This is a genomic window from Streptomyces pinistramenti, from assembly GCF_020564935.1.
In the GTDB taxonomy this organism is placed as follows: Bacteria; Actinomycetota; Actinomycetes; order Streptomycetales; family Streptomycetaceae; genus Streptomyces; species Streptomyces pinistramenti.
In genome coordinates this window covers 295,660-322,061 of record NZ_JAJCXB010000003.1, presented here as the reverse complement: position 1 = coordinate 322,061, position 26,402 = coordinate 295,660, and the positions used below count along the sequence as shown (strand labels likewise).

Here is a 26,402-nt window from a genome sequence, read left to right as displayed (position 1 = left end):
GCAGGTGTGCGCGGCACGGACGCCGTTGCTGCCGGGTCCTGCGGGACCTGTAGGGCGGCCGTTGCGGTCGCCTGCGGGGCGCGGCTCACGGCTCCCGATGCGGCCCGGCACCTGCCGACAGCCCTCCAGCCGATGCCGCCGGTCCCCCAGCCGGCCGGGCAGTCCGCCATCGGCCAGGCGCACCGGCCCGGCGTACGTTCCCGGTCACTGCGGCCCCAGCCGACGCAGAGGCCCCGCGGTCCGCATTTCCTGATGCGTACCGCGGGGCCCGGAGTTCTTTTGTGCGGTTATTCCGCGGGGGCCGACGCCGTCTCGGCCGGTGTCGTGCCGACGGGATCCGGCGCGAGTGTGGCGGCGTTTTGCGGGCGTATCCAGATCAGGTGCACCACCGAAAGAAGCGCGAGCCAGACGGCGCCCACGATCAGGGCGATCCGGGTGCTTGCGGAGAAGGCCAGCAGGACCATGACCCCCACCATGAAGACCACCGCGATGATCTGTCCGTACGGCCAGAAAGGCGCGGGATAGGCGAGCGCGGCGGATTCCTCGGCCGACATGCTGCGGCGGGCCTTGACCTGCGTCAGCAGGATCATCAGCCATACCCAGACGGTGGCGAAGGTGGCGATGGAGGAAATGATGAGGAATATCTGGTCGGGGATCAGGTAATTCAGCAGGACGCCGAGGAGCAGGGCGCCGATCATGATGGCGACGGTCATCGTGGGGACGCCGCTGCGGGACAGCCTGCGCATCATCGACGGGGCCTGGCGGCGTTCGGCCATGCCGTACATGATCCGGCCGGCGGCGAAGATGTCGCTGTTGATCGCGGACAGGGCCGCGACCACGACGACGACGTTCAGGACGGCCGCCGCGGATTTGATGCCGAGGCCGACGAAGATCTGGACGAACGGGCTGCCGTCGGACCCGACGTGCTGCCACGGGTCCAGGGACATGATCACGGCGAGCGTCAGCACGTAGAACAGCACGATGCGCAGCGGGATGGAATTGACGGCTCCCGGGATGGTTTTCTCCGGGTTTTCCGCCTCGCCCGCCGTGACGCCGATGATCTCGGTGCCGCCGAAGGCGAACATCACCACCGCGAACGAGATGATGAATCCGTGGGCGCCGTGGGCGAAGAACCCGCCGTTGTTCCAGAGGTTGGAGATGCCGACGTGTGCGCCGCCGCCCTTGATGCCCAGGACGAGAATGGCGATACCGGCGATGATCATCGCGATGATGGCGACGATCTTCACCAGCGAGAGCCAGAACTCCAGCTCGCCGAATACCTTGACGTGCAGCAGGTTGATCGCGCCGATGACGACGATGGCGGCCAGCAGCCAGATCCAGCGCGGCACATCGGGAAACCAGAAGCCCATGTAGACGCCGAGTGCGGTGATGTCCGCGATGCAGACGATGACCATTTCGAACGCATAGGTCCAGCCGGTGGTGAATCCGGCGAGCGATCCGAGGTGTTTCGTCGCGTATTCGCCGAACGAGCCTGCGCAGGGGTGGTGCACGGCCATTTCGCCGAGCGAGCGCAGGACGAGGAAGACGGCGGCTCCACCGATCAAATAGGCGAGCAGGACCGCGGGGCCGCCGGCCTGGATCGCTTCGGACGAGCCGTAGAAGAGGCCGGTGCCGATCGCGGATCCCAGCGCGATGAAACGTATGTGGCGCGACCGCAGGCCCCTGCGCAAAGTCGCTGTGTCGGTGGTCAAAGGATGCTCCTCCTCCGGGAACAGCACGTCCGTCCCTGACGTATGGCGTGGATGTACGACGACCTGGCCGAGCAGGTCGCTAACACCCCTCGCGCGGCTGGAAGAGCGCCTGTATATTCCTGTATAGACAGGAGCGTCAAGGGGTGGTCCAGTGCGTGAACACGAGACGACATCGAGCGCCTCACCCGCCGTCGGGCGGGCGCTGGACATCCTCCTGCACCTCGCCGCCCGCACCGCCCCGGTACGGGCCTCGGCCCTCGCCCGCGACCTCGGAATCCCACGTTCGTCCGCCTACCACATCCTGGCGATCCTGATCGATCGCGGCTTTGTCCTCTATCTCCCCCAGGAGCAGGCGTACGGCCTCGGCGTCGCCGCCTTCGAGATCGGCACCGCCTACCTCCGTCACGAGCCGCTCGAACGGCTCGCGCGCCCCATCCTGCACGGCCTCGCCCACCGCCTGGGACACCCCGTTCACCTGGGCATCCTGCACGGCGCCGAGACCGTCTACCTGCTCAAGGAGCAGCCGCCTGGCGGCCGCGGCGGCGCCGGTGCCGCCCTCGTCACCGACGTCGGCGTCCGGCTGCCGGCCCATCTGACCGCCAGCGGCCGGGCACTCCTCGCGCACTGCGCCGAGGCACAGCTGCGCGCCGTCTTCTCCCGGCCCGGCGACCTCATCACCCGTACCGGCAAGGGCCCGCGCTCGCTCGCCGAACTGCGCGAACAGCTGGCACGGGACCGGGCGCGCGGCTGGTCGGAGGAGACCGAGCTCATCTCCCCCGGCTTCCGCTCGGTCGGCGTGGCCGCCTTCGATCACCACGGGCAGCCGGTCGCCGCCCTGAGCAGCACCTGGTGCCGCCATCACCAGCCGCGCGCGGCCGCTGAGGTGCGCGAGGCCCTGCTGCGGGGCGCGGCGCGGCTGACCGCGGCCGTCTCCGGCCGCGCGCCGTCCGTGGCCGGAGACGACGGTGGCGCGGTGGTTCAGCGGGAATCGAACGTGCCCTTCAGCCGGTAGCGCGACCCCGGGTGCAGCAGCCGCGCGATGCTCACCAGCGCGTCGCCCGACCACGTACGCCGCTGGATCAGCAGGCAGGGCTCCGAGGGGGCGACACCGAGGATGCCGCACTCGTCCGACGAGGGCAGCACCGCCTCGACGACGTGCTCGCCCTTGCCCAGCGGCGCCACCTCGGACAGGAACGTGAACGGGGTGCGCCGGGTGAAGTCCTGCTCCAGGTAGCCGGGGGCGAAGTCCGGATGGACGTAGCGGTCCTCCAGTTGGATCGCCACCTCGTCCTCGAAGTGCACCACCTGGGAGTGGAAGACGCTGGCCCGCTCCCCCAGCCCGAACCGTTCGCCGGTCTCCTGCTCCGCCGCCTCCTCGCGGACGAACAGCACCTGGGCGTGGTAGCGGTGCCCGCGCCCGCGCACCTCGTCGGCGATGTTGTGCACCTCCACCAGCGCGGAGCTGCCCTTGTGCAGGGCCACGAAGCTGCCGACGCCCATCACCCGGCGGATCAGGCCCTGGGCCGCCAGCTCACGCAGCGCGCGGTTGACCGTCATCCGGGACAGGCCGAGCGCCTCCACGAACCGGCTCTCCGACGGCAGGGCGTCGCCCTCGCGCCACCTGCCGCTCATGATCTGCTCGGTCACCAGGTCCTTCACCCGCTGGTACGCGGGCGCCGAAGCCGACGCACCCTGTGCGTACCGCCGCGCGAGATCCGCAGCCTCCACCACCACGCCGTTCACCGCCCTCGCCTCGTGGTTCGCGCACCACGGGCCCTCGCCGCGTGCACCGCGATTCTATGGCGTCTCGGATCCGAGCAATCCGGACGCCGTCCCTGGTCCGGTGCGCGGCCCGGCGCTGTCATGGAGGCGCGGCGGAGGAGCTGAGAGGGATGACGATGGCAGCGGATGTGCCGGTACCCGGGTGGAAGGGCCGGAGTGACGGGCCCGGGGCGGACCGGCTGCGCTGGCACCACATGGTGCGCACGGCGGCCGGCCGGGACGAGCCGTGGGACGCCGCGTTCGTCGGCTTCCGCAGCGACGAGGGTGTCCGGCGCAACCAGGGGCGCCCGGGTGCGGCCGGCGGCCCCGGGGCGCTGCGTGCCGCGCTCGCCTCCCTGGCGCTGCCCGCGCCGCTGCGCGCCCTGGACGCCGGGGACATCGCGGTGACCTGCGGCGACCTGGAGGCCGGGCAGCGCCGGCTGGGCGAGGCGGTCGGCCCGCTCGTCGACGAGGGGCGGCCGGTGGTGGTGCTGGGCGGCGGCCACGAGGCCGCCTACGGCAGCTATCTCGGCCTGGCCCGGAGCCGGGCGGTGCGTGCGGGCGCCCGGCTCGGCGTGCTGAACCTCGACGCGCACTTCGATCTGCGGGACGATCCGACGCCCAGCTCCGGCACGCCGTTCCTCCAGATGGCGCGGGACGAGGAACGCGGCGGCCGGCTGCTGGACTACCGGGTGCTGGGGATCAGCCGGCCGAGCAACACCGAGCGGCTGTTCCGCACCGCCGGCCGGCTCGGCGTCCGCTACCTGGAGGACACCGACTGCGGGCTGCTCGGCCTGGACCGCGTCGAGGTGTTCGTGGCCGCGTTCCTCGGCGGCTGCGACCTCGTCCACCTGAGCATCGACCTCGACGTGCTGCCGGCCGCGGCGGCGCCCGGTGTCAGCGCGCCCGCCGCGTACGGCGTGCCGATGGAGATCGTGGAGCGGGTGTGCGCCACGGTGGCGGCGAGCGGGAAGCTGGCCGTCTGCGACGTCGCCGAGCTGAACCCGGAACTCGACATCGACGGCCGCACGGCCCGCGCAGGTGCCCGGCTGATCCACCGGGTTCTCACCGGCGCCGTGGCCGTGCCGCGGCGCGGCTGACCGCCCGTGAGCCGCGCCGCCGCTGCCGTCAGCCGGTGATGATCGCCGGGTCGCTGACCCCGGGGCGGCCGTTTTCGACGTGGCCCGCGAGGCGCCGCAGGAACGTGCCGTCGCCCTCGCAGGTGATGCCCAGGTCGTACCAGCGCGCGCCGTCGCCCAGCGCCAGTCGGTGCGTCACCCGGCCGCCGGCCGCCACCGTGACCTGCTCGCTGGTGCCGCGGTAGCTCTCGGCGAGGGTGAGCACGCAGTCGGCGGCGCCGGCGTTGGTGAGGGTCAGCTCGACGGCGCCGGCCGCGTCGTGGCGGGCCGTCACCTCGGGGCCCGCGGTCTTCCCGGTGCCACGGAAGGTGCGCAGGAATCCGTTCGGGCCGTGCACCGTGAGGTCGTAACCGCCCTGGGAGTAGGCGGTGTTCCAGGTGTCGGACAGCTGCTTGCCGGCCTCGGTGGTGTACGTCCACGGGCCGTCCGAGCGGTCCGCCGCGGTGACCAGGAAGCACACGCCGGCCGATGCGCCGCCGCCGAAGGTGAGGGTGATCTTCCCGGTCGACGGGGTCAGGGACGCGTCCGTCAGGGGCGCGTACGGCAGCGGGCGGGCCGGGCGGGAGCCCGCTTCCTGCTTGGGGAGCACGGGCTGTGCGGGCGGCTTGGGCACGTAGCTCGGGTGCCGGTCGCGGTCCGGCGGCTCGTAGGCACCGGTGTCCGGCAGCGCGGCCGGATCGGTGTCCTTGAGGCCGAAGTCGAAGGCGGAGGTGAGGTCACCGCAGACGGCACGGCGCCAGGGCGAGATGTTCGGCTCGGCCACGCCGAAGCGGCTCTCCATGAAGCGGATGACGGAGGTGTGGTCGAAGACCTCGGAGCAGACGTAGCCGCCGGTGCTCCAGGGCGAGACGACGAGCATCGGCACGCGCTGCCCGAGACCGTAGGGGCCCGCGGCGTAGCGGCTGTCGCCGGGGAAGGAGTCGAGGGCGGTGTCGACGGTGGAGGCACCGCGGTCGGCGGAGGCCGGCGGGTAGGGCGGGACGAGGTGGTCGAAGTAGCCGTCGTTCTCGTCGTAGGTGAGGAAGAGCGCCGTTTTGCTCCACACCTCGGGGTTGGCGGTGAGCGCGTCCAGGACCTGGGAGACGTACCAGGCGCCGTAGTTGGCGGGCCAGTTGGGGTGTTCGCAGAACGCCTCGGGGGCGGCGATCCAGGAGATCTGCGGGAGTTTGCCGGCCTTGACGTCGGCCTTGAGGTGGTCGAAGTAGCCGTCGCCGCTCTTGGCGTCGGTGCCGGTGCGGGCCTTGTCGTACAGCGGGTCGCCGGGCTTGGCGTTGCGGTACTTGTTGAAGTAGAGCAGGGAGTTGTCGCCGTAGTTGCCGCGGTAGGCGTCGTCGATCCAGCCCCAGCCGCCCGCGGCGTCCAGGCCGTTGCCGGTGTCCTGGTAGATCTTCCAGGAGATGCCGGCCTGCTCCAGGCGTTCGGGGTAGGTGGTCCAGTCGTAGCCGGCTTCGTCGTTGCCGAGTACCGGGCCGCCGCCCTTGCCGTCGTTGCCCGCGTGGCCGGACCACAGGTAGTAGCGGTTGGGGTCGGTGGCCCCGATCATCGAGCAGTGATAGGCGTCGCAGACGGTGAAGGCGTCCGCGAGCGCGTAGTGGAACGGGATGTCCTGACGGGTCAGATAGGCCATCGTGCCGGCGGACTTGGCGGGTATCCACTGGTCGTACTTGCCGTCGTGCCACGCCTGGTGGCCGCCGGCCCAGTCGTGGTTGAGGCCCTCGATGAACTGCATACCGAGGTTCTCGGCGTCGGGGTGGTAGGGCAGCACGTCCTTGGTGCCGTCGGACTGCTGCCAGACCGGCTTGCCCGCGGGCGCCATCGGCCGCGGGTCACCGAAGCCGCGTACGCCCTTGAGGGAGCCGAAGTAGTGGTCGAAGGAACGGTTTTCCTGCATCAGTACGACGATGTGCTCGACGTCCTTGATCGAGCCGGAGCTGCGGGTGGCGGGGATGGCGGCGGCGCGGGCGATGCTGTGCGAGAGGGCGGTGAAGCCCGCGGTGGCGCCGGCGATCTGCAGGAAGCGCCGCCGGTTGAGTTCAGGCATGAGTCCGGGAACCTCTTGGGGTGGGGGGTGTGCTGACGTGGTGTGCGCGGGTCGGGGACAGGGGCCAGCAGAGTCTTCCAAGAGGACCGAGTGCCGGGGAAGGGGTGGTGACACAGGAGTGACCGGTGCGGGGCCACGCCACGAACAGCCGGGCCATCGCATGGCGCGGCGAGGCGCCCGCCGCTGGGGCGGGCGCCTCGCCGTGGGATGCGGTGGCCGCGCGGCCGGTGTCAGACCAGCAGCGCCTCGTCGGCCCTGGGCCCGGACCTGCCGTCGCCGGGCCGGGGTTCGGGCTCCGGCACCTCGGCGCCGGGCCGCGGCTTCGCGTCCGGCACGCTGCGCAGTGGCGGCCGTGCGGACACCGGTGCCTGCCGGGTCGCGGCCACCCGGCGGGTGAACCACACGACCTTGCCTTCGGTGGTGGGGCAGGTGCCCCAGCTGTCGCTGAGGGCGGCGACCGCGGCGAGACCGCCGTCGCCCGCGCTCAGCAGCCGCGGCATCCGGGGGCCGCGGTCGGCGACCGATACGGTCAGATGCCGGCCGCTCCAGCGGACCTCGACCAGGCAGGCGGCGTCGGGGCCGACATGGCGGTGAACGTTGGTCAGCAGCTCCGCCACCCCCCGGCACACGGCCGGAATCTCCGCCTCCAGGTGCCAGTGGCGGAGATGCGCGGCAACGATGCGCCGGATCTGCGGCACCCGCTCCGCCGAAGCGGGCAGTTCGGCCGCGTAGCGCCGGTTGCTGGACAAGGTCATGGTCGTGGCTCCTCACCGCGTGGCTCACCCGCTGCACCGCGTTGCACCCCGAGGACCGACACGAAGAGTGAGCAGTGGTCACTTACGAGTGAAAACCATCGTCACCCCACCGGGCGGCACGCGCAACAGATCCGGTGTCAGGGCAGGTGCGGCAGGAGCACGTCCGGCGTGAGCGGGAGGTCGCGCAGGCGCACGCCGGTGGCGTGCCGTACCGCGTTGGCGACGGCCGCGGCGGCGCCGACGATGCCGATCTCGCCGATGCCCTTGCTGCCCATGGGGTTGAGGTGCCGGTCCTCCTCGTCGAGCCAGTGCGCCTCGATCGCGCGGACGTCGGCGCAGACCGGTACGTGGTAGGAGGCCAGGTCGCACTCGGTGAAGTCCCCGAAGGCGGGGTCCACGGTGCTGTGTTCGGTCAGCGCCATGCCGATCCCCATCGTCATCCCGCCGATGAACTGGGAGCGCGCCGTACGGGAGTTGAGGATCTTGCCGGCCGCGAACATGCCCAGCATCCGGCGGACGCGGACCTCGCCGGTGACGGTGTCGACCTGCACCTCGGCGAACTGCGCGCCGAACGCGTGGCGTGCGTAGGGCGATCCGGCGGCGACCTCGTCGCCGGTGTCGGCGGCGGCGGTCAACCCCTCGGCGGGCAGCGGCCCTTCGTGCTGCCGCAGCCGCTCCCGCAGCGCCGTGCACGCCTTGTGCACCGCCCAGCCCCAGGACGCGGTGCCCATCGAGCCGCCGGCCAGCGTGGCGTCCGGCAGGTCACTGCGGCCGATCTCGACCTGCACCCGGTCGACGGGCACGCCGAGCGCCGCGGCCGCGACCTGGGCGAGCACGGTGCGGGCGCCGGTGCCGATGTCGGTGGCGGTGACGCGGATGCGGTGGCTGCCGTCGGCCGCGGCGTGCGCCTGTGCGCTGGACGGGGCGATCAGCACCGGGTAGGTGGCCGCGGCGACGCCGGTGCCGATGAGCAGGTCGCCCTCGTGCCGGACGGCGGGGCGCGGGTCGCGGGGGCGCCAGCCGAAGCGGTCCGCGCCCTCGCGCAGGCAGCGGGCCAGGCCGCGGCTGCTGAACGGCCGGCCGGTGTCCGGCTCGGTGCCGGGTTCGTTGCGCAGCCGCAGTTCCACCGGGTCGAGGTCCAGGAGGACGGCGAGTTCGTCGAGCGCCGACTCCAGTGCGTACATGCCGGGGGCCTCGCCCGGTGCGCGCATCCAGGACGGGCTGGGCACGTCCAGGGCCACGACGCGGTGCACGGTGCGGCTGTTCGGCGAGGTGTACATCATGCGGGCGGGGACGGCGGCCTGCTCGACGAACTCCTTGACGGTCGAGGTGGAGGTCACCACCTCGTGCGCGAGGGCGGTGATGACGCCGTCGGCGCCCGCGCCCAGCCGCACCCGCTGGATGGTCGGCGCGCGATGGCCGACGACGGCGGCCATCTGGCGCCTGGGCAGCGACAGCTTGACGGGGCGCCCGGTGTGCCGGGCGGCCATCGCGGCGAGCACCACCTGGGGCCGCGCGGTGCCCTTGGAGCCGAAGCCGCCGCCGACGTGCTCGGAGACGACGGTGACCGCGTGCCGCGCCAGGCCGAACACGGCGGCGAGATCATTGCGCACCTGGGTGGAGCCCTGGCTGGAGTCGTGGGCGGTCAGCCGGCCGCCGGCCCACCAGGCGGTGGAAGCGTGCGGCTCCATGGGGTGGTTGTGCAGCGGGGTCATGCGGTACGTCGCGTCGACGGTGATCAGCGCACCCGCGTACGCCGTGTCGAAGTCGCCGCTCTCGCGCGCCCCGGCGTGCCCGGCGTTGGCCTCCTTCGGCGTGTAGAGACCCGGGTGGTCCGCGGTCAGGACGACATCGTGGTCGAGGCTCTCGTAGCTGACGCGGACGGCCTCGGCCGCGGCGCGGGCGCCTTCGATGGTCTCGGCGACGGCCAGCGCCACGAACCAGCCCCGGTGCGGGACTTCGGTGTCCTGGAGTAACGCCAGGATCGGGTCGTCGGGCGGTTCGAGCCGCGGCGCGTTCTGATGCGTCAGGACGGCCAGGACTCCGGGGAGCGCGAGGGCGTCCGCGGTGTGCACCGCGGTGACCCGGCCGCGGGCGATGGTGGCGGGCACCGGCCAGGCGTACGCGCAGTCCTGCGGGGCGTGTTCGGCCGCGTAGCGCGCGCTGCCGGTGACCTTCTCGCGGCCTTCGCGGCGCACGACGGGCGCGCCGAGTACGTGCCCGGTGGCGGGCGGCGGGGCGGGGTGCGGATCGTGACTCATGGCGCGCGTCCTCACATGGTCCTTGCGTCGTGGTGGTGGGCGACCGCGGGCGGTGGGGTCATCGGCGCCGGACGGCGAGTTCGCCCAGGACGGAGACGGTGAGCCGGCGGGCCAGGGTGACCTTGAAGCCGTTGTCGCGCAGCGGCTCGGCGGCGGCGAGTTCGGCGTCCGCCGCGCGCCGGAAGGTATCGGCGGTGGCCGGGGCACCGCGCAGCACCTCTTCGGCCGCGGTGGCGCGCCAGGGCCGGTGCGCGAGGCCGCCGTAGGCCAGTGCCGCGTGCCGCACCATGCCGTCGCGGACGTCGAGTTGGGCGGCGACGGACACCAGCGCGAAGGCGAACGAGGCGCGGTCGCGGGCCTTTCGGTAGAGCGAGTGCGCCTCGGCCGGTGGCGGCGGCAGCTGCACCGCGGTGATCATTTCGCCGGGCGCGATGACCGTGTCCTGTTCGGGATGGTCCTCCGGCAGCCGGTGGAACGCGGCGGCCGGGACGGTGCGTTCGCCGTCCGGGCCGTGCAGGTCGACGGTGGCGTCGAGGACGGCGAGCGCGACGGCGAGGTCCGAGGGGTGGGTGGCGACGCAGTGTGCGGAGTGCCCGAGTACCGCCAGGTCGCGGTGGGCGCCCTCGCGGGCCGGGCAACCGGTGCCGGGTTCCCGCTTGTTGCAGGGCTTCGAGGTGTCCTGGAAGTAGCCGCAGCGGGTGCGCTGCAACAGGTTTCCGCCGGTGGTGGCGGTGTTGCGCAGCTGCCCCGAGGCGCCGGCCAGCAGCGCCTGGGAGAGCACCGGGTAGCGGTCGCGTACGACGGGGGCGGCCGCGAGGTCGCTGTTGCGGACGGTGGCGCCGATGCGCACCCCACCGTCGGGCAATTCCTCGATGCGGTCGAGCGGCAGCCGGCTGACGTCGATGAGCAGGTCGGGTGCGGTCACGCCGAGCTTCATGAGGTCGACGAGGTTGGTGCCGCCGCCGAGGAACTGGGCGCCCGGGTGCGCGGCCCTGGCCTGGACGGCCTCGACGACGGTGCCGGGCCGCAGGTAGCCGAACGGTTTCATGAGGCCACCTCCTGGCCGGCGGGTGCCAGGGGTCCTGCGGCGGCCCGTCCGTCGTGTGCGGCCACGTCGCCGACCGCCTCGACGATCCGGGGATAGGCGCCGCACCGGCACAGGTTGCCGCTCATCCGCTCGCGGATCTCGTCGGCGGTCAGCTCCACCGGGGCGCCCGGGGCCGCGGTGTACGGCGTGACGTGCGAGGGGAATCCGTCCGCGGCCTCGCCGAGCAGGCCGGCGGCCGAGCAGATCTGGCCCGGGGTGCAGTAGCCGCACTGGAGGGCGTCGCGGTCCAGGAAGCTCTCCTGGAGCGGGTGCAGCTGGTCGCCGTCGGCGAGACCTTCGATGGTGGTGAGGGCCCGGCCGGTCTGGGCCACGGCCAGGAGGAGGCAGCTGTTGGCGCGCCGCCCGTCGACGAGCACGGTGCAGGCGCCGCACTGGCCGTGGTCGCAGCCCTTCTTGGCGCCGGTGAGGCCGAGGTGCTCGCGGAGCGCGTCCAGGACCGTGGTGCGGTGGTCCAGGGTCAGCCGGTGCGCTGTGCCGTTGACGTGCAGGACCAGGTCGGAATGCCCGTCGGCGGGCGGTGGTCCTGCGACGTCCTGGGGAGGTGCGGTGGGCTCCACGCGCTCGCCTTTCGGAGCTGGGCAGTTGTCTCCTTGACTACCAGCAGTCCGCGGCCCGCGCCCGTCGGCGGACGGCTGCTCGCGGGTGTGTCCGGGCGGCACGCCGGGCCCGTTTCAGCGGTTCTCCAGCCGCAGCTGGACCTCCTGCTCCTGGTCACCCGCCGCGGTGCCCATCACCCGGACGGCGAAGGCCGGCGCCAGGCTGTCCCGGAGCCTGGCCACCGCCCAGTAGCCGCCCTGGAGGCTGACGGTCACGGGCTCGGTCAGCCGCCGCGGCTCCGCCGTTCCCCGCAGGTCGGTCACGTCGAAGGTCGCGGTCCACACGGTCGGGCCGACCCCGGCCACGTTCTGGGGCACGTCGTCGGGTGCCCGGTCGCACGCGAAGGAGGTGCGCAGCGCGCTGAAGACGCTGTGGGCGTCCTGCGTCGCGCATTCGGTGAGTTCGACGACCACCTCGGCCTCCGGGTGGTACGCCGGTTCGGGCGGCGGCGCCTGCTCTTTTCCCTTGACCGGTCCGGGCTGTCCCGGCTGGTTCGCGTGCTGCGCGCTGTTCACTGTGGGGCCTTCCTCTAGGAGCCGACACGTCCAGGCTCACCCGCCCGACCGGTGCGTGCGACCGGAGACCCGGATCCCTCCGCGTGGCACGTACGAGTGGTTTGACGGCTGCGTGCGGTGCGGCACACCACATCGACATTACGCTGTGTAGCCATAGCGAGCATTCCGTAATCACGTTGTTGCCGCTTCACCCCCACCCCCACGCCTTCTGGAGAGACCACCGTGACCACCTTCGCCGGCGACCGCCGCAGCACCGAGTACAGCGTCGACCGCGCCCTGTGCATGGCGCGCGCGGCCCAGCTCGCCTACCAGGACGAGAGCACCATCGAATCCACCGCCCACGACTGGGGATTCGACCGGGTGCGCCACCACGTGACGGCCTTCCGGCCGCCGTTCCCCCTGACGGACACCCAGGCGTACACGATGGCCGACGACGACATGATCGTCACGGCCTTCCGCGGCACCGAGCCGATCCAGCTGCGCGACTGGCTGTCCGACGCGACCACCCCACCGTGGCTCGGCCCCGGCGGGGTGGGTTTCCTGCACTACGGCTTCGCCGAGGCACTGGACGCAGTATGGAGTCACGTCCTGGACACCGTGCGGGAGTTCGGCGACAAGGAGCAGACGGTGTGGTTCACGGGGCACAGCCTGGGCGGGGCGCTGGCGATGCTCGCGGGTGCCCGGCTGCACTTCGAGGAGCCGGGCCTGACGGCTGACGGCGTCTACACCTTCGGCCAGCCGCGCACCTGCGACCGGCTGCTCGCCGGGGCGTTCGACAAGGCATTCGCCCAGCGCATGTACCGCTTCGTGAACAACAACGACATCGTGCCCCAACTGCCCCCGGAGCCGGTGTTCCATCACGTCAAGGCGCTGCGCTACATCGACTCAGGCGGCGCGCTGCACAACACCATGCCGGCCCTCGGTGGCCTCTTCGACCGCGCCCGCGGCCTCACCGCCGACGCGTTCGCCCCGGCCTCCGACGGCGTCCGCGACCACCTGATGGACCGCTACATCGAGGCCCTGGAAAAGAACCGGACCTGAACCCGCGCGCCGCGCCGGTACACCCCACGACCTACCGGCGCGGCCCGCCCGGGACAGGCATCCCACTGTCCGAAGACGTCAACTTCCCGCGAATTCACCTCACTTGACGCTGCATCACCACCCATCCACCACTCATCCGGCCACGGCCACCCCTCACCAACGGAACGACGCACCGGGCTTGCCGCCCGTCCTGGCGGGCCGGATCATCGCGTACGGGACCGTGGCGCGTCCGCGCCGGCAGCACGAAGGTCCGGGCACAACGACAGGAGGGCCCGTGGAAGCGACCACCGTCAGCGGTACCTGCGCACCCGGCTTCGACGGGGTGCGTGCCGCGTTCGAGCGGAACTTCACCGTGCACGGCGACATCGGCGCGGCACTCGCCGTGACCCTGGACGGCTCGCCCGTCGTCGACCTCCGGGGCGGGCACACCGACGCGACCCGGACCAGGGCCTGGGACCGCGACACCCTCGTGAACGTCTACTCGACCTCCAAGGGGATGACCGCACTCTGCGCCCATATCCTGGTGGAACGGGGCGAGTTGGACCTCGATGCGCCGGTCGCGCGGTACTGGCCGCAGTTCGCCGAGGCCGGCAAGGCGGAGCTGCCGGTGCGCTGGCTGCTCAGCCACCGCTCCGGGCTGATCGCACCGCACGAGCCGCTGCCGCTGCCCGCGGCCTACGACTGGGAGCGGGTCTGCGCGGCGCTCGCCGCGACCCGCCCGTGGTGGCAGCCGGGCACCGCCCAGGGGTACCACGCGCTGACGTTCGGCTATCTGGTCGGCGAGGTCGTCCGGCGGATCACCGGAGTGTCCGTCGGCACCTTCCTGCGGACCGAGGTCGCCGAACCGCTCGGCGCGCGGGTCTTCATCGGCACTCCGGAGGAGGAACACCCGCACTGCGCCGACATGGTGGGGCAGTTGGACGAGGCGCGCCTCATCGAGCGTTTCCCCGATGCACCGCTGCCGCCGTACGCCTCGATCGACGACCATCCGCTGGCGGCGCTGATGCTGTCGCTGACGTACATCCCCACCGGGGACGTCAACAGTGCCGTCTACCGCAGTGCCGAGATCCCGGCGGGCAACGCGCACGCTTCGGCGCTCGGGCTCGCGACCGTCTACGGGGCGCTGGCCTGCGGCGGGCTGGTCGGGCCCGGAACGCTGGCGGCGATGCGGCAGGTGCAGAGCCGCCCGCAGGAGCTGGATCTGGCGATCAATGCGCTGGCGCCCGCCGGGACGGGCATGCGCTGGGGGCTGGGCTACATGGTCAATCCCGGGGGCCGGTCGGGCCCCAACCCACGGGCGTTCGGACACGGCGGCGCGGGCGGCTCGTTCGCCTTCGCCGACCCGGAGAATCGTTTGTCCTACGCGTACACCATGAACCGCTACGGCGAGGGCACCGCGGGCGAGGATCCGCGCAACGTGGGGCTGGTGGCGGCGGTGTACGCGGCGCTGGAGGAGCGCGGCGGGAGCCGGGTGGTGCGCGCCGTGGCGGACGGCGGCGCCTGAATTCACCGCGGCCGGGGTTCGTGGGGCCGCCTGGCTGACCTCACCGTCCGGGTCGAGCGGACGGCGAGGTCCTGGCGCCGCAGAAAGCCGTCGGGCCCTTCGCCGTCGATGAGGGTGACGAGGCGCGCGGCCTGACCACCTGGCCGCTGAGCCGCGCGGGCGGCCCGCAGGGCATGGGCGTCGCCACGATGCGCCTCACCCGGGAGGCCGGCCCGCACGACGCCGACGAGCTGGGCGCCCACCCGGGCACGGACTGGCGCACCGTCCTGTCGGGGACCGTCGTTCCGCTGCTCGGCGAGCGGCGCCTTCTCGTCGAGACCGGCCGGGCGGCGCAGTTCTCCACCATGGCCCCGCACGCTCTCCGGGCCCACGGCGGACCTGCGGAGGTTCTGGTCGTTCTCGATCAGGACGGGGAGCGCACCCCTCTCCGTCCGTCATCATGGCCGCTGCCCGGCCGAGGCGGAGGCGAAGCGGGGGCGCGCGCCTTGAGTGCTGCGCCGCTCCCCCGGCCGCCGGGTGTCGCCGATCCGTGAGATCCGTGCCCCGGGTGCCCCGGCGGCCACCGGTGTCCCGGCCGGGCGCAGGCCCTGGCCGTGGCCCACTGCGATTCGGTAACAGGGGTGCATTCGAGGTAATTCCCCCACAGAAATGTTGCATATGCTCAGGCCGCCGGGCCGCTTCCGGGCAGCGTCGACGGCCCGCGCCCACCCGCATCAGCCACCCGAACAACGGAGTACGCCTTGGCCGTGGAGAACAGGAAGCAGCGCATCAGTTCCCGTGTGCTGTGCGCTCTCCCCTATGCGGTCATGGCCGTGGTCACCACGGTGGACGTGACCGCGGGGTCCGGTGTCGGCTTCCTGCCGCTGGTGTCGCTGGGGCCCGCGTTCGCCGGGCTGGTCGGCGGCTGGCGGCGTACCGCCGTGGTGGGCCTGGCCGCGTCCGTGCTCTGCCTCGGCCTGGGAATGTACGACGGCCTCTTCGAGAGCAGGCGCGGGCTGACCGCGCTGCTGTCGGTCGCGGGGGTCACGGTCGCCGGCGTGGTCGCGGCAGTGATGCGGCAGCGCCGCGAGGCGGAGCTGGCCAGCGTCCGGTCGATCGCCGAGGTCGCCCAGCGGGTGCTGCTGCGGCCGGTGCCGCGTGGGGCGGGGCCGCTGCGGATCGCGGTGTCGTACACCTCTGCGGTGGCGGAGGCCCGGATCGGCGGCGACCTGTACGAGGTGGTCAATGCGCCGGGCGGGGTGCGGATCATCGTCGGGGACGTGCAGGGCAAGGGGCTTGAGGCGGTGGAGAGCGCGGCGGTGGTGCTGGGCGCGTTCCGTGAGGCGGCGTACGACGAGGCGGATCTGACGGCCGTCGGCGAGCGGGTGGAGCGGGCGCTGAACCGGCACCTGAGCGGCGAGCGGTTCGTGACCGCGGTGCTCGCCGAGATCGGCGAGGGGTCGCACGCGACGCTGCTGAACTTCGGGCATCCGGCGCCGCTGGTGGTCCGCCCCACCGGCTCGGTCGGCTACGCCGAACCGCCCGAGCGCGCCCTGCCGCTCGGCCTGTCCCTGCACGGCGCCGACGCGCCGCAGCCGTACGAGGTGCCGTTCGCGGCCGGCGACCAGCTGCTCTTCTACACCGACGGGGTCACCGAGGCGCGGGACGGCGCAGGCCACTTCTATCCGCTCGACGAACGCGCCGATCTGCTCAAGGATCCCGATCCGGAGGCCGCGTTGCAGTCGGTGCGCGAGGACGTCGTCGAGCATGCCGAGGGGCCGCTGCACGACGATGCGGCGATGCTGCTGGTCCGCTACCGGGAGCCGTACGGCGAGGAGCGCTGAGGGGCGCTTCCGGGAGGCGGCCGGGGGTCAGTGGCGGCGTCCGTGCTTGCGGCGGAGCCGGGAGTGCACGTCGTCGGGCGGCAGGAAGCGGGCCCAGCGCTCGGGGTACTCCGCGGGCGGCGGCCCCTCGTCATCGTCGCCGTCGTCCTCGTCGTCGTCACCGTCGCCCTCATCGGCTTCGGCCCCGTCAGCGCCGTCCGCGCCGGCCTGTGCCGCTGCCTCCGCGGCCCGCCGCTGCTTCTCCGCGCGGGCCGCCGCCGTCGCGACCGACGGCCACACCCGGTCCAGCGCGGCATTCATCGCGGCGCCGACGAGCACCGCGAACGCGGACACCCCGATCCACAGGAGCACCGCGACCGGCGCGGCCAGCGACCCGTAGATGGTGGGCCCCTCCACGGTCGCGGTCAGGTAGATCCGGAGCAGCAGGCTGCCGAGCACCCACATTCCGAGCGCGACCACCGCGCCCGGAATGTCCTCGGGCCAGGGCGAACGCACCGGTACGGACGCGTGGTAGAGCGTGGTGAGGAAGGCGACCGACAGGATCAGCACGACCGGCCAGTACAGCGCCCGGATGACGTCCTGTCCGGCCGGCAGCCAGCTCACCAGGGTGTCGGGCCCCACCACCATCAGCGGCAGCGCGATGACGCCGACGACCAGCGCGGCCAGGTAGAGCGCGAACGCGAGCAGCCGGGTCCTGACGATGCCGCGCCTGCCGTCGAGGCCGTACATGATCGTGATGGTGTCGACGAAGACGTTCAGCGCGCGGGATCCCGACCACAGGGCGATGGCGAAGCCGAGCGAGATGACGTCGGGGCGGCGGCCGGTGAACACGTCGTCGAGAAGCGGGCGGGCGATCTCGTCCACGCCCTGGCCCGACAGGACCGTGCCGGAAGCGGTGAGGATGTTGTCCCGGATGCTGACGATGGTGTCCTGGCCGATCCAGGGCTCCATGTAGCCCAGCAGCCCGATGAGTCCGAGCAGCAGCGGCGGCAGCGACAGCAGGCAGAAGAACGCGGCCTCGGCGGCCAGACCGGTGACGCGGTACTCCATGCAGGAGTTGACGATGTCCTTGACGAGCAGCCAGGCAAGACGGCGTTTGGAGACGTTGCGGTAGAGGACCCTGGCCCTGGTCAGACGGCCCGCGGGCCGCTCGGTCGGTTCGTTCTCCGGCTGCACCTCCTTACCGTATCCGGCATGGCAGCAACGACTCACACGGTCACCAACCAGCCCCCGCCGCTGACCGGATACGACGTGTACGGCGCGGACCCGGCCCTCACCGAAGGCGTCGAGCGGTACGTCTCCACCGCCCGCATCGACGAGGTACGGGAGGAGCTGACCACCCTGGGAACGGCCGCGGGATCCGCCCAGGCCCAGCGCTGGGGCGAGCAGGCCAACGCCTCGCCGCCCACCCTGCGCACCCACGACCGCTACGGCCACCGCATCGACGAGGTCGACTTCCACCCGTCCTGGCACCGGCTGCTCGGACACGCCGTCACCGCCGGTCTCACCGACGCCTGGTCACGCCCCGACGGGCACGTCCGGCGCACCGCGGGCTTCCTCGTCTGGAGCCAGACCGACGCCGGCCACGGCTGCCCGCTGTCGATGACCCACGCGGCGGTGCCCGCCCTGCGCACCGACCCCGCCCTCGCGGCGGCCTGGGAGCCGCTGCTGACCTCCCGGGTGTACGACCCGGAACTGCGGCCGGTCGCGGAGAAGCCGGGCGCGCTGGCCGGGATGGCGATGACGGAGAAGCAGGGCGGCAGCGACGTACGGTCCTGCACCACCCGCGCCGAACCGCTGGCCGCGCCGGGCGAGTACGTCCTGACCGGCCACAAGTGGTTCTGTTCCGCACCGATGTCGGACGCGTTCCTGGTGCTGGCGCGGGCGCCCGGCGGGCTCACCTGCTTCCTGCTGCCCCGGGTGCTGCCGGACGGCAGCCGTAACGCGTTCCGCATCCAGCGGCTCAAGGACAAGCTCGGCAACCGCTCCAACGCCTCGGCCGAGGTCGAGTTCGACGGGACGACCTGGGCCCAGCGGGTCGGCGACGAGGGCCGCGGCGTCGCGACGATCCTGGAGATGGTGGCGGCGACCCGGCTGGACTGCGTCACCGGAGCGGCCGCCCTGATGCGGCAGGCGGTGGCGCAGGCGGTGCACCACGCGACCCATCGGGCGGCGTTCGGCGGCCCGTTGGCCGATGCGCCGCTGATGCGCAACGTCCTGGCCGATCTGGCGCTGGAGTCGGAGGCGGCGACGACGCTGGCGCTGCGGCTGGCGGCCGCGTACGACGGCGGCAGCGAGGCGGACCGGCACTTCCTGCGGCTCGCGGTGCCGGCCGCCAAGTACTGGGTGACCAAGCGGTGCACGCCGGTGGCGGTCGAGGCGCTGGAGTGCCTGGGCGGCAACGGCTATGTCGAGGAGTCGGGCCTGCCCCGGCTGCTGCGCGAGGCGCCGCTCCACTCGATCTGGGAGGGCTCGGGCAACATCCAGGCACTGGACGTACTGCGGGCGCTGCGCACCGGACCCGCCGCCCTGGACGCCTTCCTGACGGAGATCGGCACGACCCGCGGCGCCGACCACCGTCTGGACCGCGCGGTCCACGGCCTGCTCACCGAACTGGCCGACCTGGAGGCCATCGAGGCACGGGCCCGCCGCCTTGTGGAGCGGATGGCGCTGGTGCTCCAGGGCTCGCTGCTGGTGCGGTACGCGCCGCCCGAGGTCGCCGACGCGTTCTGCGCCACCCGGCTGGGCGGCGACGCGGGTGCGGCGTTCGGGACGCTGCCGCACACGCTCGGCCTGACCGCGATCGTGGACCGGGCCCGGCCGGTCGGCGGGGGCTGACGGCCGGCCGGGTCCGTGGAACGGGCCGTTCGGGAGCGGTGCCGCGCCGACCCGGCACCGCTCCCGGTCTCAGGACAACCGCGGCGGCGCCTCGCCCGGACGTTCGCGCAGTGCCGCCACGATCGCCACGAAGATGTCGCCGTCCGGCGCGTCCGGCCGGAACCCGACCAGCACCCCGCGCGCCTCGTAGTAGCGGATGACCCGGTGGATGTCGTCCGCGTCGCTGCCGTCCCGTGCCCGCAGGTACACGACGAGATCCGCGAAGGCGAACACCGGGAGCAGTGCGCCCGCGCCCGCCACCCGGTCGAGCAACTGCGGTGCGCCGTCGAGGACATAGCCGTCGCGCGGCAGCTGCCGGTGGTCGGCCAGGACGTCGGCCGCGGTGAGCCGTGGCACTCCGAAGTGCGCCGCGAGCCGGGCGGCCCGTGCGGAGCGCAGCCCGTCGTCCGCCGCGATCACCACGACGCGCGGAGCCGTGGCCACCATGGTGAACTCTCCTCCCGCACCGTGCTGATGAAGCATGCGGCCGTCGTGATCCGCCGGGGCGTCAGGGGCCGTGCCGCGCCGCGCAGTCCGCGGTGTTCCCCGGCGGCGTTCGGCCGGAGTTCCCGGGGTGGCCGGAACGTCGGCTGCCGCCCGGAACACGTTCCCCGCGCACGTCATGGGCCACAACGGTTGCACTTCGTTGCAGTCGGGCTGTGCAATGGTCCCTCCGTCCGGGCCGGGTGGCGGCACCATGGCCGGACCCCGGGAGACGGCACAACGGAGAGCAGCGTGAACGACAGCCCGATCGACAGCGCCATCAGGTCGGCCCAGGACATCCGCGCCACCGCACACCGGCTCGCCTCGGCCCGCGAGGCCGCACTCTCCGGCGGCGTGGCATCCGACGCGCCCCGCTCCGTCATCGGCGACTCCTGGCGCCGGGTGCTCGGCTCCGGCGTCGACCCGGACCGTGACCACCGCGAACGGCCGCTCTCGGTGGGCGAGTTGGAGCAGCGCAGGCAGACCTCCCGGCTGACGTCGGTGCTTCCGGTGCTCAACGACGCGCTGCTGCCCGCCGCCGATGCGGCCCAGCAGATCATGGTGGTCACCGACGCCGACGGCCTGGTCCTGTGGCGGGAGGGCTGCGCGCCGATCCGCCGGATGGCCGACCGGCACGGCTTCGACAAGGGCGCCGCCTGGACGGAGGACGTCGTCGGCACCAATGCGATCGGCACCGCGCTGGTGGCCGGGCGCCCGGTCCTGGTGCACAGCGCCGAGCACTTCGTGCGCACCCACCACCAGTGGACCTGTGCCGCCGCCCCGCTGCACGATCCGCGCGACGGGCGGCTGCTGGGCACCGTCGACGTCAGCGGCCCCGCCCACTCCTTCCACCCCACGACGCTGTCCCTGGTCTCCGCCGTGGCCCGGCTCGCCGAGGGCGAGCTGCGCTCCCGGCACCACGCGGCGGTCGAACGGCTGCGGTCGAGCGCGGCACCCGTCCTCGCCCGGATCGGCGGCCGGGCCCTCGCGGTCGACCCGCACGGCTGGACCGCGGGGGTCGTCGGGATGCCGCCGCCGGACCGGGTGGCGCTGCCCAAGTCCCCTGAGGCCGGGCCCCTGTGGCTGCCCCGGTACGGGATGTGCACGCTGGAGCCGCTGCCGGGCGGCTGGCTGATCCGCGTCGGCCGGGAGCAGGCACCGGAGCCGAGCCGGGTGCTGCTCGACGTCAGTGGCCGTGAAGGCGCCGCGATCACGGTCAGCGGGCCGGCCGGCACCTGGACGCACGCGCTGAGCCCTCGCCACGCCGAGCTGCTGTTCCTGCTGGCCGCGCACCCGGAGGGGCGCAGCGCCGCCGAGCTGGCCCAGGACCTGTTCGGCGACGGCGGCCGCACGGTCACCGTCCGCGCCGAACTGTCCCGGCTGCGCCGCCACCTCCCCGGAGTACTGGCGCACCGCCCGTACCGCTTCGCGGACGGCGTCGAACTCGACCTGCGGACACCGCCGCTGCCCGCGCACCTGCTGCCCCGCTCCTCGGCACCGGCGGTGGCGGCGGCCCGGAAGGGGTGAGGGACGAGCGGCGGGGTGGCAGAGCGGCAGGGCTGTATCAGCAGCTGGACGATCGTCCCGGGATGTGGCGGTCGGTGGGGGACACCACCCATCCCCGCATCCCCTCATTCCCCAACTGCCCTACTTCTCCCACTCCTTGGCCCCTGACAACGGACCAGCGCCGACGCGCGGCCGGGTGCGGCGCACCACCCGATCGGACCGCAGGTCTCGCCGTGCCCGGCCCGCGTGCTTAGCGTGCCGACTGCGGGCCGTGCGCGCCCGCGGGAGGAGAGCGATGAGCCCACCAGGACACCACCCCCTGGGCCGTCCCGAGGAGCCGCGCCCCGACCCGCCCGCCGCACGCCGACCTCCGTGGGGCGCAATCGCCCTGATCGGGCTCACCGGCATCGCCATGCTGCGCGGCGGACTGACGGACGGCCCTCCGCAGCCGGGTTCCGCCGCCACAGCCCTCTCCCCCGCAGGCCGCGCCCCTGGTCAGGACGGCCCGCTGCCGCGTGCCGTCCCGTCGCGGGTGATGATCCCCGAGCTGAAGGTGTCCGCGCCGGTCGTGCCGCTCGGGCTCGACAAGGACGGCCGGATCGCGGCGCCGCCGCCCGGCAACCCGGGTCTCACCGGCTGGTACAAGGACGCGCCGACGCCGGGCGAGAAGGGCACCGCGGTGGTCGTCGGCCACGTCGACAACTTCAGCGGCCCGGCGGTCTTCTACGGCCTCGGCGGACTGAAGAAGGGGAGCACGGTCCGGGTGGCCCGCAAGGACGGCTGGACCGCGGTCTTCGAGGTCTACGGCGTGCGGGTCTTCGACAAGGAGGACTTCCCCGCGGCGAAGGTGTACGGCAGTACCGGACGTCCGGAACTGCGGGTGCTGACCTGCGGCGGCGGCTACTCCGCCGGCGCCGGGTACACGGGGAACGTCGTCGTCTTCGCGCGGCTGGCCAAGACCGTCCGACGCGGGCCGGAACCGTCGGCACGGCAGGCTCCAGGGGTGCCCCGGGCCCCCCTTCCGGTGCTTCGGGGCGCGTGATTGGCTGCCGCCATGAGCAGCATCACCGTCACCACCTGGCACCTCGAACAGACCGCGCCCACCGATCTGACCCCTGCCGCCTGCCCACCGGCCGGACAGGGCGTCCGCATTGTGCGCGCCGCGCGGCCGTTGCCCGAATTCAGCCGGTTCCTCTACTCGGCCGTGGGTGGCGACATCCTGTGGACCGACCGGCTGGGGTGGTCGTACGCACAGTGGACGGCGTACCTGACACAGCCGGGCGTGGAGACGTGGGTGGCGTACGAGGACGGGACACCGGCCGGGTTCATCGAGCTGGACGGGCAACCCGACGGTGTCACGGAAATCGCCTATTTCGGGTTGATACCAGCCTTCCGCGGCCGCGGGATCGGCGGCCATCTGCTCTCGTACGGGACCGCGCGCGCGTGGGACCTGGCGGATCGCCGTACGGGCCGGGAGCCGACGCGGCGGGTGTGGGTGCACACGTGCAGCAAGGACGGGCCGTACGCGAAGGGCAATTACCAGCGGCGCGGCTTCCGGCTGTACGACACCGAGGTGACCGAGGAGCCGGAGATGTCCACGCCCGGCCCCTGGCCGGGCGCCGGCGACGTCGCGCCGGGCCAGGGACCGGAGGCCGCACAGATGCCGCAGGTCGCGGGCCGGACAGCGCAGGCGTAAACGTGACCGGCACCACATCGTCTCGCAATGCGGGACGATGGTGTCCAGATAATGGATAATGGTGGACTGCCCCGAGAATGGCGTGACACGCTTCCGTCATGTCTCCAGCTGGAATTGCCTTGGTGAGCCGACGGCACGTCGACCTCGGCCGCCTGTCCAGCGCCATCTGTTCGGCGCGCTGACGCTGCACTGACCAGGGGCCGAGCCCCCGGCAGCACCGCCGGCACCACCGCATCCCACGCCGTCCCCATCGCCGCGGACGCGCCGACACCCCCGACCTCGCACCTCGCCCACGACGCGTCGCCACGCGTCCCCTTCGGTGTGCCTGCACAGGTCGTCAGCGGGTGCCCCCCGTCAAGCCCGCACACCCTGAGCCGCCCAGAAGGACGTACTCCCATGGCCGCCACCCCGGATCGCCCCGCAGCTGCCACGACCCGCCGCAAGGCCGGACGCCACCGCGGCGAGGGCCAGTGGGCCGTTGGCCACTTCACGCCGCTCAACGGCAACGAGCAGTTCAAGAAGGACGACGACGGTCTCAATGTGCGGACACGCATTGAGACGATCTACGCGAAGCGGGGGTTCGACTCGATCGACCCCAACGACCTGCGCGGCCGCATGCGTTGGTGGGGCCTCTACACCCAGCGCAAGCCCGGGATCGACGGCGGCAAGACCGCCGTCCTGGAGCCGGAGGAACTGGACGACGAGTTCTTCATGCTGCGGGTGCGCATCGACGGCGGCCGGCTGACCACCGATCAGCTGCGGGTGATCGGCGAGATCTCCCAGGAGTTCGCGCGCGGCACCGCCGACATCACCGACCGGCAGAACGTCCAGTTCCACTGGATCCGCATCGAGGACGTGCCGGAGATCTGGCAGCGCCTGGAGGCGGTCGGCCTGTCCACCACCGAGGCGTGCGGCGACACCCCGCGCACCGTCCTCGGCTCGCCGGTCGCCGGCATAGCCGAGAACGAGATCATCGACGGCACCCCGGTGATCGAGGAGATCCACCGCCGGATCGTCGGCAACCCCGCCTTCTCCAACCTCCCGCGCAAGTTCAAGACCGCGGTCTCCGGCTCGCCGCTGCTGGACGTCGCACACGAGATCAACGACATCTCGCTGGTCGGCGTGGTGCACCCGGAGCACGGCCCCGGCTTCGACATCTGGGTCGGCGGCGGGCTCTCCACCAACCCGAAGCTCGGGGTGCGGCTGGGCGCCTGGGTCGGCGCCGAGGAGGCCGCCGACGTCCACGAAGGCGTCATCTCGATCTTCCGCGATTACGGCTACCGCCGGCTGCGCACCCGCGCCCGGCTGAAGTTCCTGGTCGCCGACTGGGGCCCGGAGAAGTTCCGCCAGGTGCTGGAGGACGAGTACCTGGGGCGCAAGCTGGCCGACGGCCCCGCCCCGGCGCAGCCCGCCGGGCAGTGGCGCGACCACGTCGGCGTGCACCGGCAGAACGACGGCCGCTACTACGTCGGCTTCGCCCCGCGCGTCGGCCGTGTGGACGGCGCGACCCTCACCAAGATCGCCGGACTGGCCGCGGACCACGGCTCGGGCCGGGTACGCACCACCACCGAGCAGAAGATGATCGTGCTGGACGTCGAAGAGGCGCAGGTCGACTCGCTGGTCTCCGGGCTTGAGGCGCTGGACCTGCGGGTCACCCCGTCCCCGTTCCGGCGCGGCACGATGGCCTGCACCGGCATCGAGTTCTGCAAGCTGGCGATCGTCGAGACCAAGGGCCGCGGCTCGTCGCTCATCGACGAACTGGAGCGCCGGCTGCCGGAGTTCGACGAGCCGCTCACCATCAACCTCAACGGCTGCCCGAACGCCTGCGCCCGTATCCAGGTCGCGGACATCGGTCTCAAGGGGCAGCTGGTGCTGGACAAGGACGGCAACCAGGTCGAGGGCTACCAGGTCCACCTGGGCGGCGCCCTGGGCCTGGAGGCCGGGTTCGGCCGCAAGGTGCGCGGCCTGAAGGTCACCGCCGACGAACTCCCCGACTACGTCGAGCGGCTGCTGACCGCCTTCCAGGAGCAGCGCGCCGACGGCGAGCGGTTCGCCCAGTGGGTGGCCCGTGCCGAAGAGGGTGCGCTCAAGTGACCGAGCGCGCCGCCCCGTTCCACTGCCCGTACTGCGGCGACGAGGACCTGCGCCCCTCCGAGGTGGCGTCACAGCGCGGTACGGGCGCCGCGTGGGAGTGCCGCTCCTGCAACCGCGCCTTCCGGCTGAAGTTCCTCGGCCTGCTGTCGCAGGGCCTGTCCGCCGCCCCTTCCCCGTCCGACGGAGGTACCTCGTGAGCGTCACGGCTGATCTCCCGCAGCTCGCCGAGCGCACGGGCCGCGAACTGGAGGAGGCGACTCCGCTCGACATCCTGCGCTGGGCGGCCAGGACCTTCGGCCCGCGCTTCTGCGTCACCTCCTCCATGGAGGACGCGGTCGTCGCGCACCTCGCCTCCCGCGCGGCCCCCGGCGTGGACGTGGTGTTCCTCGACACCGGCTACCACTTCCCGGAGACCATCGGGACGCGGGACGCGGTCGCCGAGGTGATGGACGTCACCGTCCGCACTCTCACCCCCCGGCAGACGGTGGCCGAACAGGACGCCGAGTACGGCCCGAAGCTGCACGACCGCGACCCGGACCTGTGCTGCGCGCTGCGCAAGGTCAAGCCGCTCGAAGAGGGTCTGGCCGGCTACGACGCCTGGGCGACCGGACTGCGCCGCGACGAGTCGCCGACCCGGGCGGGCACCCCGGTCGTCGGCTGGGACGCCAAGCGGCAGAAGGTGAAGATCTCGCCGATCGCCCGCTGGACGCAGGCCGACGTGGACGCGTACGTCGCCGAGCACGGCGTGCTCACCAATCCCCTGCTGATGGACGGCTACGCCTCCGTCGGCTGCGCCCCCTGCACCCGCCGGGTCCTGGCGGGCGAGGACGCGCGGGCCGGGCGCTGGTCCGGCAGCAACAAGACCGAGTGCGGGCTGCACTGATGACCGACCGACCAACTGCGGGGAACGCAGCGGATGTTCAGGAGATACCGATGACCGGCGCCACCGTGTGGCTGACGGGACTGCCGAGCGCCGGCAAGACCACCATCGCCTACGCCCTGGCCGAGCGGCTGCGCGGCGAGGGCCGACGGGTCGAGGTCCTGGACGGCGACGAGATCCGCACGTTCCTGTCGGCCGGCCTCGGCTTCAGCCGCGCCGACCGGCACACCAACGTCCAGCGCATCGGCTTCGTCGCCGAACTGCTGGCCCGTAACGGCGTCACCGCCCTGGTGCCGGTGATCGCGCCGTACGCGGACTCGCGCGAGGCGGTCCGCAAGCGCCACCAGGCCGAGGGCAGCGCCTATCTGGAGGTGCACGTGGCCACGCCGGTCGAGGTGTGCTCCGAGCGGGACGTCAAGGGGCTCTACGCCAAGCAGGCGGCCGGCGAGATCTCCGGCCTGACCGGTGTCGACGACCCGTACGAGCAGCCCGAGACGCCGGATCTGCGCATCGAGTCGCACACCCAGACCGTGCAGGAGTCCGCGGCCGCGCTGTACGGGCTGCTCGCCGAGAGGGGACTGCTGTGAGCGAGGCACCGGAGACCGTCAT

Annotated in this window: 26 protein-coding genes; 15 read left to right on the top strand and 11 right to left on the bottom strand. The window is 72.8% G+C overall.

Going from position 1 to position 26,402, the window contains the following annotated elements:
• The coding region (locus tag LIU39_RS04385) for a hypothetical protein (protein WP_227044735.1) at nt 1–183 on the bottom strand (183 nt) is incomplete at its 3' end.
• Nucleotides 184–287: 104 nt separating this feature from the next.
• Complete coding sequence (locus LIU39_RS04380; RefSeq protein ID WP_227044733.1) at nt 288–1,712, bottom strand: amino acid permease; 1,425 nt, start codon at nt 1,710–1,712, stop codon at nt 288–290.
• 151 nt (nt 1,713–1,863) lie between these two features.
• Between LIU39_RS04380 and LIU39_RS35185 the strand changes: the two genes are divergently transcribed.
• Nucleotides 1,864–2,724, top strand: coding sequence for an IclR family transcriptional regulator (locus LIU39_RS35185; protein WP_227044731.1), 861 nt, complete (start codon nt 1,864–1,866; stop codon nt 2,722–2,724).
• Here LIU39_RS35185 and hutC read toward each other — a convergent pair.
• A complete protein-coding gene (hutC, locus tag LIU39_RS04370; RefSeq protein WP_227044729.1) occupies nt 2,691–3,455 on the bottom strand; it encodes a histidine utilization transcriptional repressor HutC in 765 nt (254 codons plus the stop codon). The two genes, LIU39_RS35185 and hutC, sit on opposite strands and share 34 nt — an antisense overlap.
• Before the next feature lie 149 nt (nt 3,456–3,604).
• On the opposite strand from hutC, the gene hutG reads away from it, so the two are divergent.
• On the top strand, nt 3,605–4,573 hold the full coding sequence (gene hutG / locus LIU39_RS04365) for a formimidoylglutamase (RefSeq protein WP_227044728.1): 969 nt from the start codon (nt 3,605–3,607) through the stop codon (nt 4,571–4,573).
• A 28-nt stretch (nt 4,574–4,601) separates the two neighbouring features.
• Here hutG and LIU39_RS04360 read toward each other — a convergent pair whose 3' ends face one another.
• The 6 genes from LIU39_RS04360 to LIU39_RS04335 form a co-directional block, all read right to left on the bottom strand.
• Entirely contained in the window at nt 4,602–6,653 is a 2,052-nt protein-coding gene (locus LIU39_RS04360; RefSeq protein ID WP_227044726.1) for a phosphocholine-specific phospholipase C, read from the bottom strand.
• Between the two features lie 230 nt (nt 6,654–6,883).
• A complete protein-coding gene (locus LIU39_RS04355; protein ID WP_227044724.1) occupies nt 6,884–7,408 on the bottom strand; it encodes an ATP-binding protein in 525 nt (174 codons plus the stop codon).
• A 137-nt stretch (nt 7,409–7,545) separates the two neighbouring features.
• On the bottom strand, nt 7,546–9,669 hold the full coding sequence (locus LIU39_RS04350; protein WP_227044722.1) for a xanthine dehydrogenase family protein molybdopterin-binding subunit: 2,124 nt from the start codon (nt 9,667–9,669) through the stop codon (nt 7,546–7,548).
• 58 nt (nt 9,670–9,727) lie between these two features.
• Nucleotides 9,728–10,717, bottom strand: a complete 990-nt coding sequence (locus tag LIU39_RS04345; protein ID WP_227044721.1) for an FAD binding domain-containing protein — start codon at nt 10,715–10,717, stop codon at nt 9,728–9,730.
• Nucleotides 10,714–11,334, bottom strand: coding sequence for a 2Fe-2S iron-sulfur cluster-binding protein (locus tag LIU39_RS04340; protein ID WP_308409340.1), 621 nt, complete (start codon nt 11,332–11,334; stop codon nt 10,714–10,716). Before LIU39_RS04340 ends, LIU39_RS04345 begins: the two co-directional genes overlap by 4 nt.
• A 114-nt stretch (nt 11,335–11,448) precedes the next feature.
• Nucleotides 11,449–11,787 (bottom strand): hypothetical protein, encoded by a 339-nt coding sequence (locus LIU39_RS04335; RefSeq protein WP_227044798.1) that lies wholly within the window; start codon nt 11,785–11,787, stop codon nt 11,449–11,451.
• A gap of 324 nt (nt 11,788–12,111) precedes the next feature.
• Here LIU39_RS04335 and LIU39_RS04330 point away from each other — a divergent pair, with 324 nt between their 5' ends.
• From LIU39_RS04330 to LIU39_RS04315, 4 genes are all read left to right on the top strand, one after another.
• Nucleotides 12,112–12,930: a lipase family protein gene (locus LIU39_RS04330; RefSeq protein ID WP_443742994.1), complete on the top strand. Its 819-nt coding sequence runs from the start codon at nt 12,112–12,114 to the stop codon at nt 12,928–12,930.
• Between the two features lie 274 nt (nt 12,931–13,204).
• Nucleotides 13,205–14,434 carry a serine hydrolase domain-containing protein gene (locus tag LIU39_RS04325; protein WP_227044718.1) on the top strand — a complete coding sequence of 410 codons (1,230 nt, stop codon included), beginning with the start codon at nt 13,205–13,207 and terminating at the stop codon, nt 14,432–14,434.
• A 173-nt stretch (nt 14,435–14,607) separates the two neighbouring features.
• On the top strand, nt 14,608–14,967 hold the full coding sequence (locus tag LIU39_RS04320) for a cupin domain-containing protein (protein WP_227044715.1): 360 nt from the start codon (nt 14,608–14,610) through the stop codon (nt 14,965–14,967).
• Between the two features lie 273 nt (nt 14,968–15,240).
• A complete protein-coding gene (locus tag LIU39_RS04315) occupies nt 15,241–16,257 on the top strand; it encodes a PP2C family protein-serine/threonine phosphatase (RefSeq protein ID WP_308409341.1) in 1,017 nt (338 codons plus the stop codon).
• Between the two features lie 27 nt (nt 16,258–16,284).
• Here the strand turns inward: LIU39_RS04315 and LIU39_RS04310 are convergent, their stop codons facing one another.
• On the bottom strand, nt 16,285–17,433 hold the full coding sequence (locus LIU39_RS04310; RefSeq protein WP_227044713.1) for a YihY/virulence factor BrkB family protein: 1,149 nt from the start codon (nt 17,431–17,433) through the stop codon (nt 16,285–16,287).
• A gap of 18 nt (nt 17,434–17,451) precedes the next feature.
• Between LIU39_RS04310 and LIU39_RS04305 the strand changes: the two genes are divergently transcribed.
• Nucleotides 17,452–19,095 (top strand): acyl-CoA dehydrogenase family protein, encoded by a 1,644-nt coding sequence (locus LIU39_RS04305; protein ID WP_227044710.1) that lies wholly within the window; start codon nt 17,452–17,454, stop codon nt 19,093–19,095.
• 69 nt (nt 19,096–19,164) lie between these two features.
• Here the strand turns inward: LIU39_RS04305 and LIU39_RS04300 are convergent, their stop codons facing one another.
• Nucleotides 19,165–19,581, bottom strand: a complete 417-nt coding sequence (locus tag LIU39_RS04300) for a hypothetical protein (RefSeq protein ID WP_227044706.1) — start codon at nt 19,579–19,581, stop codon at nt 19,165–19,167.
• A gap of 288 nt (nt 19,582–19,869) precedes the next feature.
• On the opposite strand from LIU39_RS04300, the gene LIU39_RS04295 reads away from it, so the two are divergent.
• The 8 genes from LIU39_RS04295 (at nt 19,870) to cysC (ending at nt 26,380) form a co-directional block, all read left to right on the top strand.
• The gene (locus LIU39_RS04295) at nt 19,870–21,144 is read left to right on the top strand and encodes a helix-turn-helix domain-containing protein (RefSeq protein WP_227044705.1); all 1,275 of its coding nucleotides are present in this window, start codon (nt 19,870–19,872) and stop codon (nt 21,142–21,144) included.
• Nucleotides 21,145–21,418: 274 nt separating this feature from the next.
• Nucleotides 21,419–22,165: a class F sortase gene (locus LIU39_RS04290; protein ID WP_505016418.1), complete on the top strand. Its 747-nt coding sequence runs from the start codon at nt 21,419–21,421 to the stop codon at nt 22,163–22,165.
• A 12-nt stretch (nt 22,166–22,177) separates the two neighbouring features.
• Complete coding sequence (locus LIU39_RS04285; protein ID WP_227044702.1) at nt 22,178–22,819, top strand: GNAT family N-acetyltransferase; 642 nt, start codon at nt 22,178–22,180, stop codon at nt 22,817–22,819.
• Between the two features lie 98 nt (nt 22,820–22,917).
• Nucleotides 22,918–23,001 carry a putative leader peptide gene (locus LIU39_RS35485; protein ID WP_372463805.1) on the top strand — a complete coding sequence of 28 codons (84 nt, stop codon included), beginning with the start codon at nt 22,918–22,920 and terminating at the stop codon, nt 22,999–23,001.
• A gap of 214 nt (nt 23,002–23,215) precedes the next feature.
• Entirely contained in the window at nt 23,216–24,913 is a 1,698-nt protein-coding gene (locus LIU39_RS04280; protein ID WP_227044700.1) for a nitrite/sulfite reductase, read from the top strand.
• The gene (locus LIU39_RS04275) at nt 24,910–25,110 is read left to right on the top strand and encodes a hypothetical protein (protein WP_227044699.1); all 201 of its coding nucleotides are present in this window, start codon (nt 24,910–24,912) and stop codon (nt 25,108–25,110) included. Before LIU39_RS04280 ends, LIU39_RS04275 begins: the two co-directional genes overlap by 4 nt.
• Nucleotides 25,107–25,796 carry a phosphoadenylyl-sulfate reductase gene (locus tag LIU39_RS04270; protein ID WP_227044697.1) on the top strand — a complete coding sequence of 230 codons (690 nt, stop codon included), beginning with the start codon at nt 25,107–25,109 and terminating at the stop codon, nt 25,794–25,796. The genes LIU39_RS04275 and LIU39_RS04270 overlap by 4 nt, the downstream gene beginning before the upstream one ends.
• 50 nt (nt 25,797–25,846) lie before the next feature.
• On the top strand, nt 25,847–26,380 hold the full coding sequence (gene cysC, locus LIU39_RS04265; RefSeq protein WP_227044695.1) for an adenylyl-sulfate kinase: 534 nt from the start codon (nt 25,847–25,849) through the stop codon (nt 26,378–26,380).
• Nucleotides 26,381–26,402 lie beyond the last annotated feature (22 nt).

What these genes read in the sequence shown, in the direction of transcription:
- LIU39_RS04290 (WP_505016418.1), top strand. Translation starts at nt 21,419, where the DNA reads ATGAGCCCACCAGGACACCACCCCCTGGGCCGTCCCGAGGAGCCGCGC.
- LIU39_RS04315 (WP_308409341.1), top strand. Translation starts at nt 15,241, where the DNA reads ATGGCCGTGGTCACCACGGTGGACGTGACCGCGGGGTCCGGTGTCGGC.
- LIU39_RS04350 (WP_227044722.1), bottom strand. Translation starts at nt 9,669, where the DNA reads ATGAGTCACGATCCGCACCCCGCCCCGCCGCCCGCCACCGGGCACGTA.
- LIU39_RS04300 (WP_227044706.1), bottom strand. Translation starts at nt 19,581, where the DNA reads ATGGTGGCCACGGCTCCGCGCGTCGTGGTGATCGCGGCGGACGACGGG.
- LIU39_RS04345 (WP_227044721.1), bottom strand. Translation starts at nt 10,717, where the DNA reads ATGAAACCGTTCGGCTACCTGCGGCCCGGCACCGTCGTCGAGGCCGTC.
- LIU39_RS35485 (WP_372463805.1), top strand. Translation starts at nt 22,918, where the DNA reads ATGTCTCCAGCTGGAATTGCCTTGGTGAGCCGACGGCACGTCGACCTC.
- hutG (WP_227044728.1), top strand. Translation starts at nt 3,605, where the DNA reads ATGACGATGGCAGCGGATGTGCCGGTACCCGGGTGGAAGGGCCGGAGT.
- LIU39_RS04285 (WP_227044702.1), top strand. Translation starts at nt 22,178, where the DNA reads ATGAGCAGCATCACCGTCACCACCTGGCACCTCGAACAGACCGCGCCC.
- LIU39_RS04360 (WP_227044726.1), bottom strand. Translation starts at nt 6,653, where the DNA reads ATGCCTGAACTCAACCGGCGGCGCTTCCTGCAGATCGCCGGCGCCACC.
- LIU39_RS04320 (WP_227044715.1), top strand. Translation starts at nt 14,608, where the DNA reads ATGGGCGTCGCCACGATGCGCCTCACCCGGGAGGCCGGCCCGCACGAC.
- LIU39_RS04305 (WP_227044710.1), top strand. Translation starts at nt 17,452, where the DNA reads ATGGCAGCAACGACTCACACGGTCACCAACCAGCCCCCGCCGCTGACC.
- LIU39_RS04280 (WP_227044700.1), top strand. Translation starts at nt 23,216, where the DNA reads ATGGCCGCCACCCCGGATCGCCCCGCAGCTGCCACGACCCGCCGCAAG.
- cysC (WP_227044695.1), top strand. Translation starts at nt 25,847, where the DNA reads ATGACCGGCGCCACCGTGTGGCTGACGGGACTGCCGAGCGCCGGCAAG.
- LIU39_RS04355 (WP_227044724.1), bottom strand. Translation starts at nt 7,408, where the DNA reads ATGACCTTGTCCAGCAACCGGCGCTACGCGGCCGAACTGCCCGCTTCG.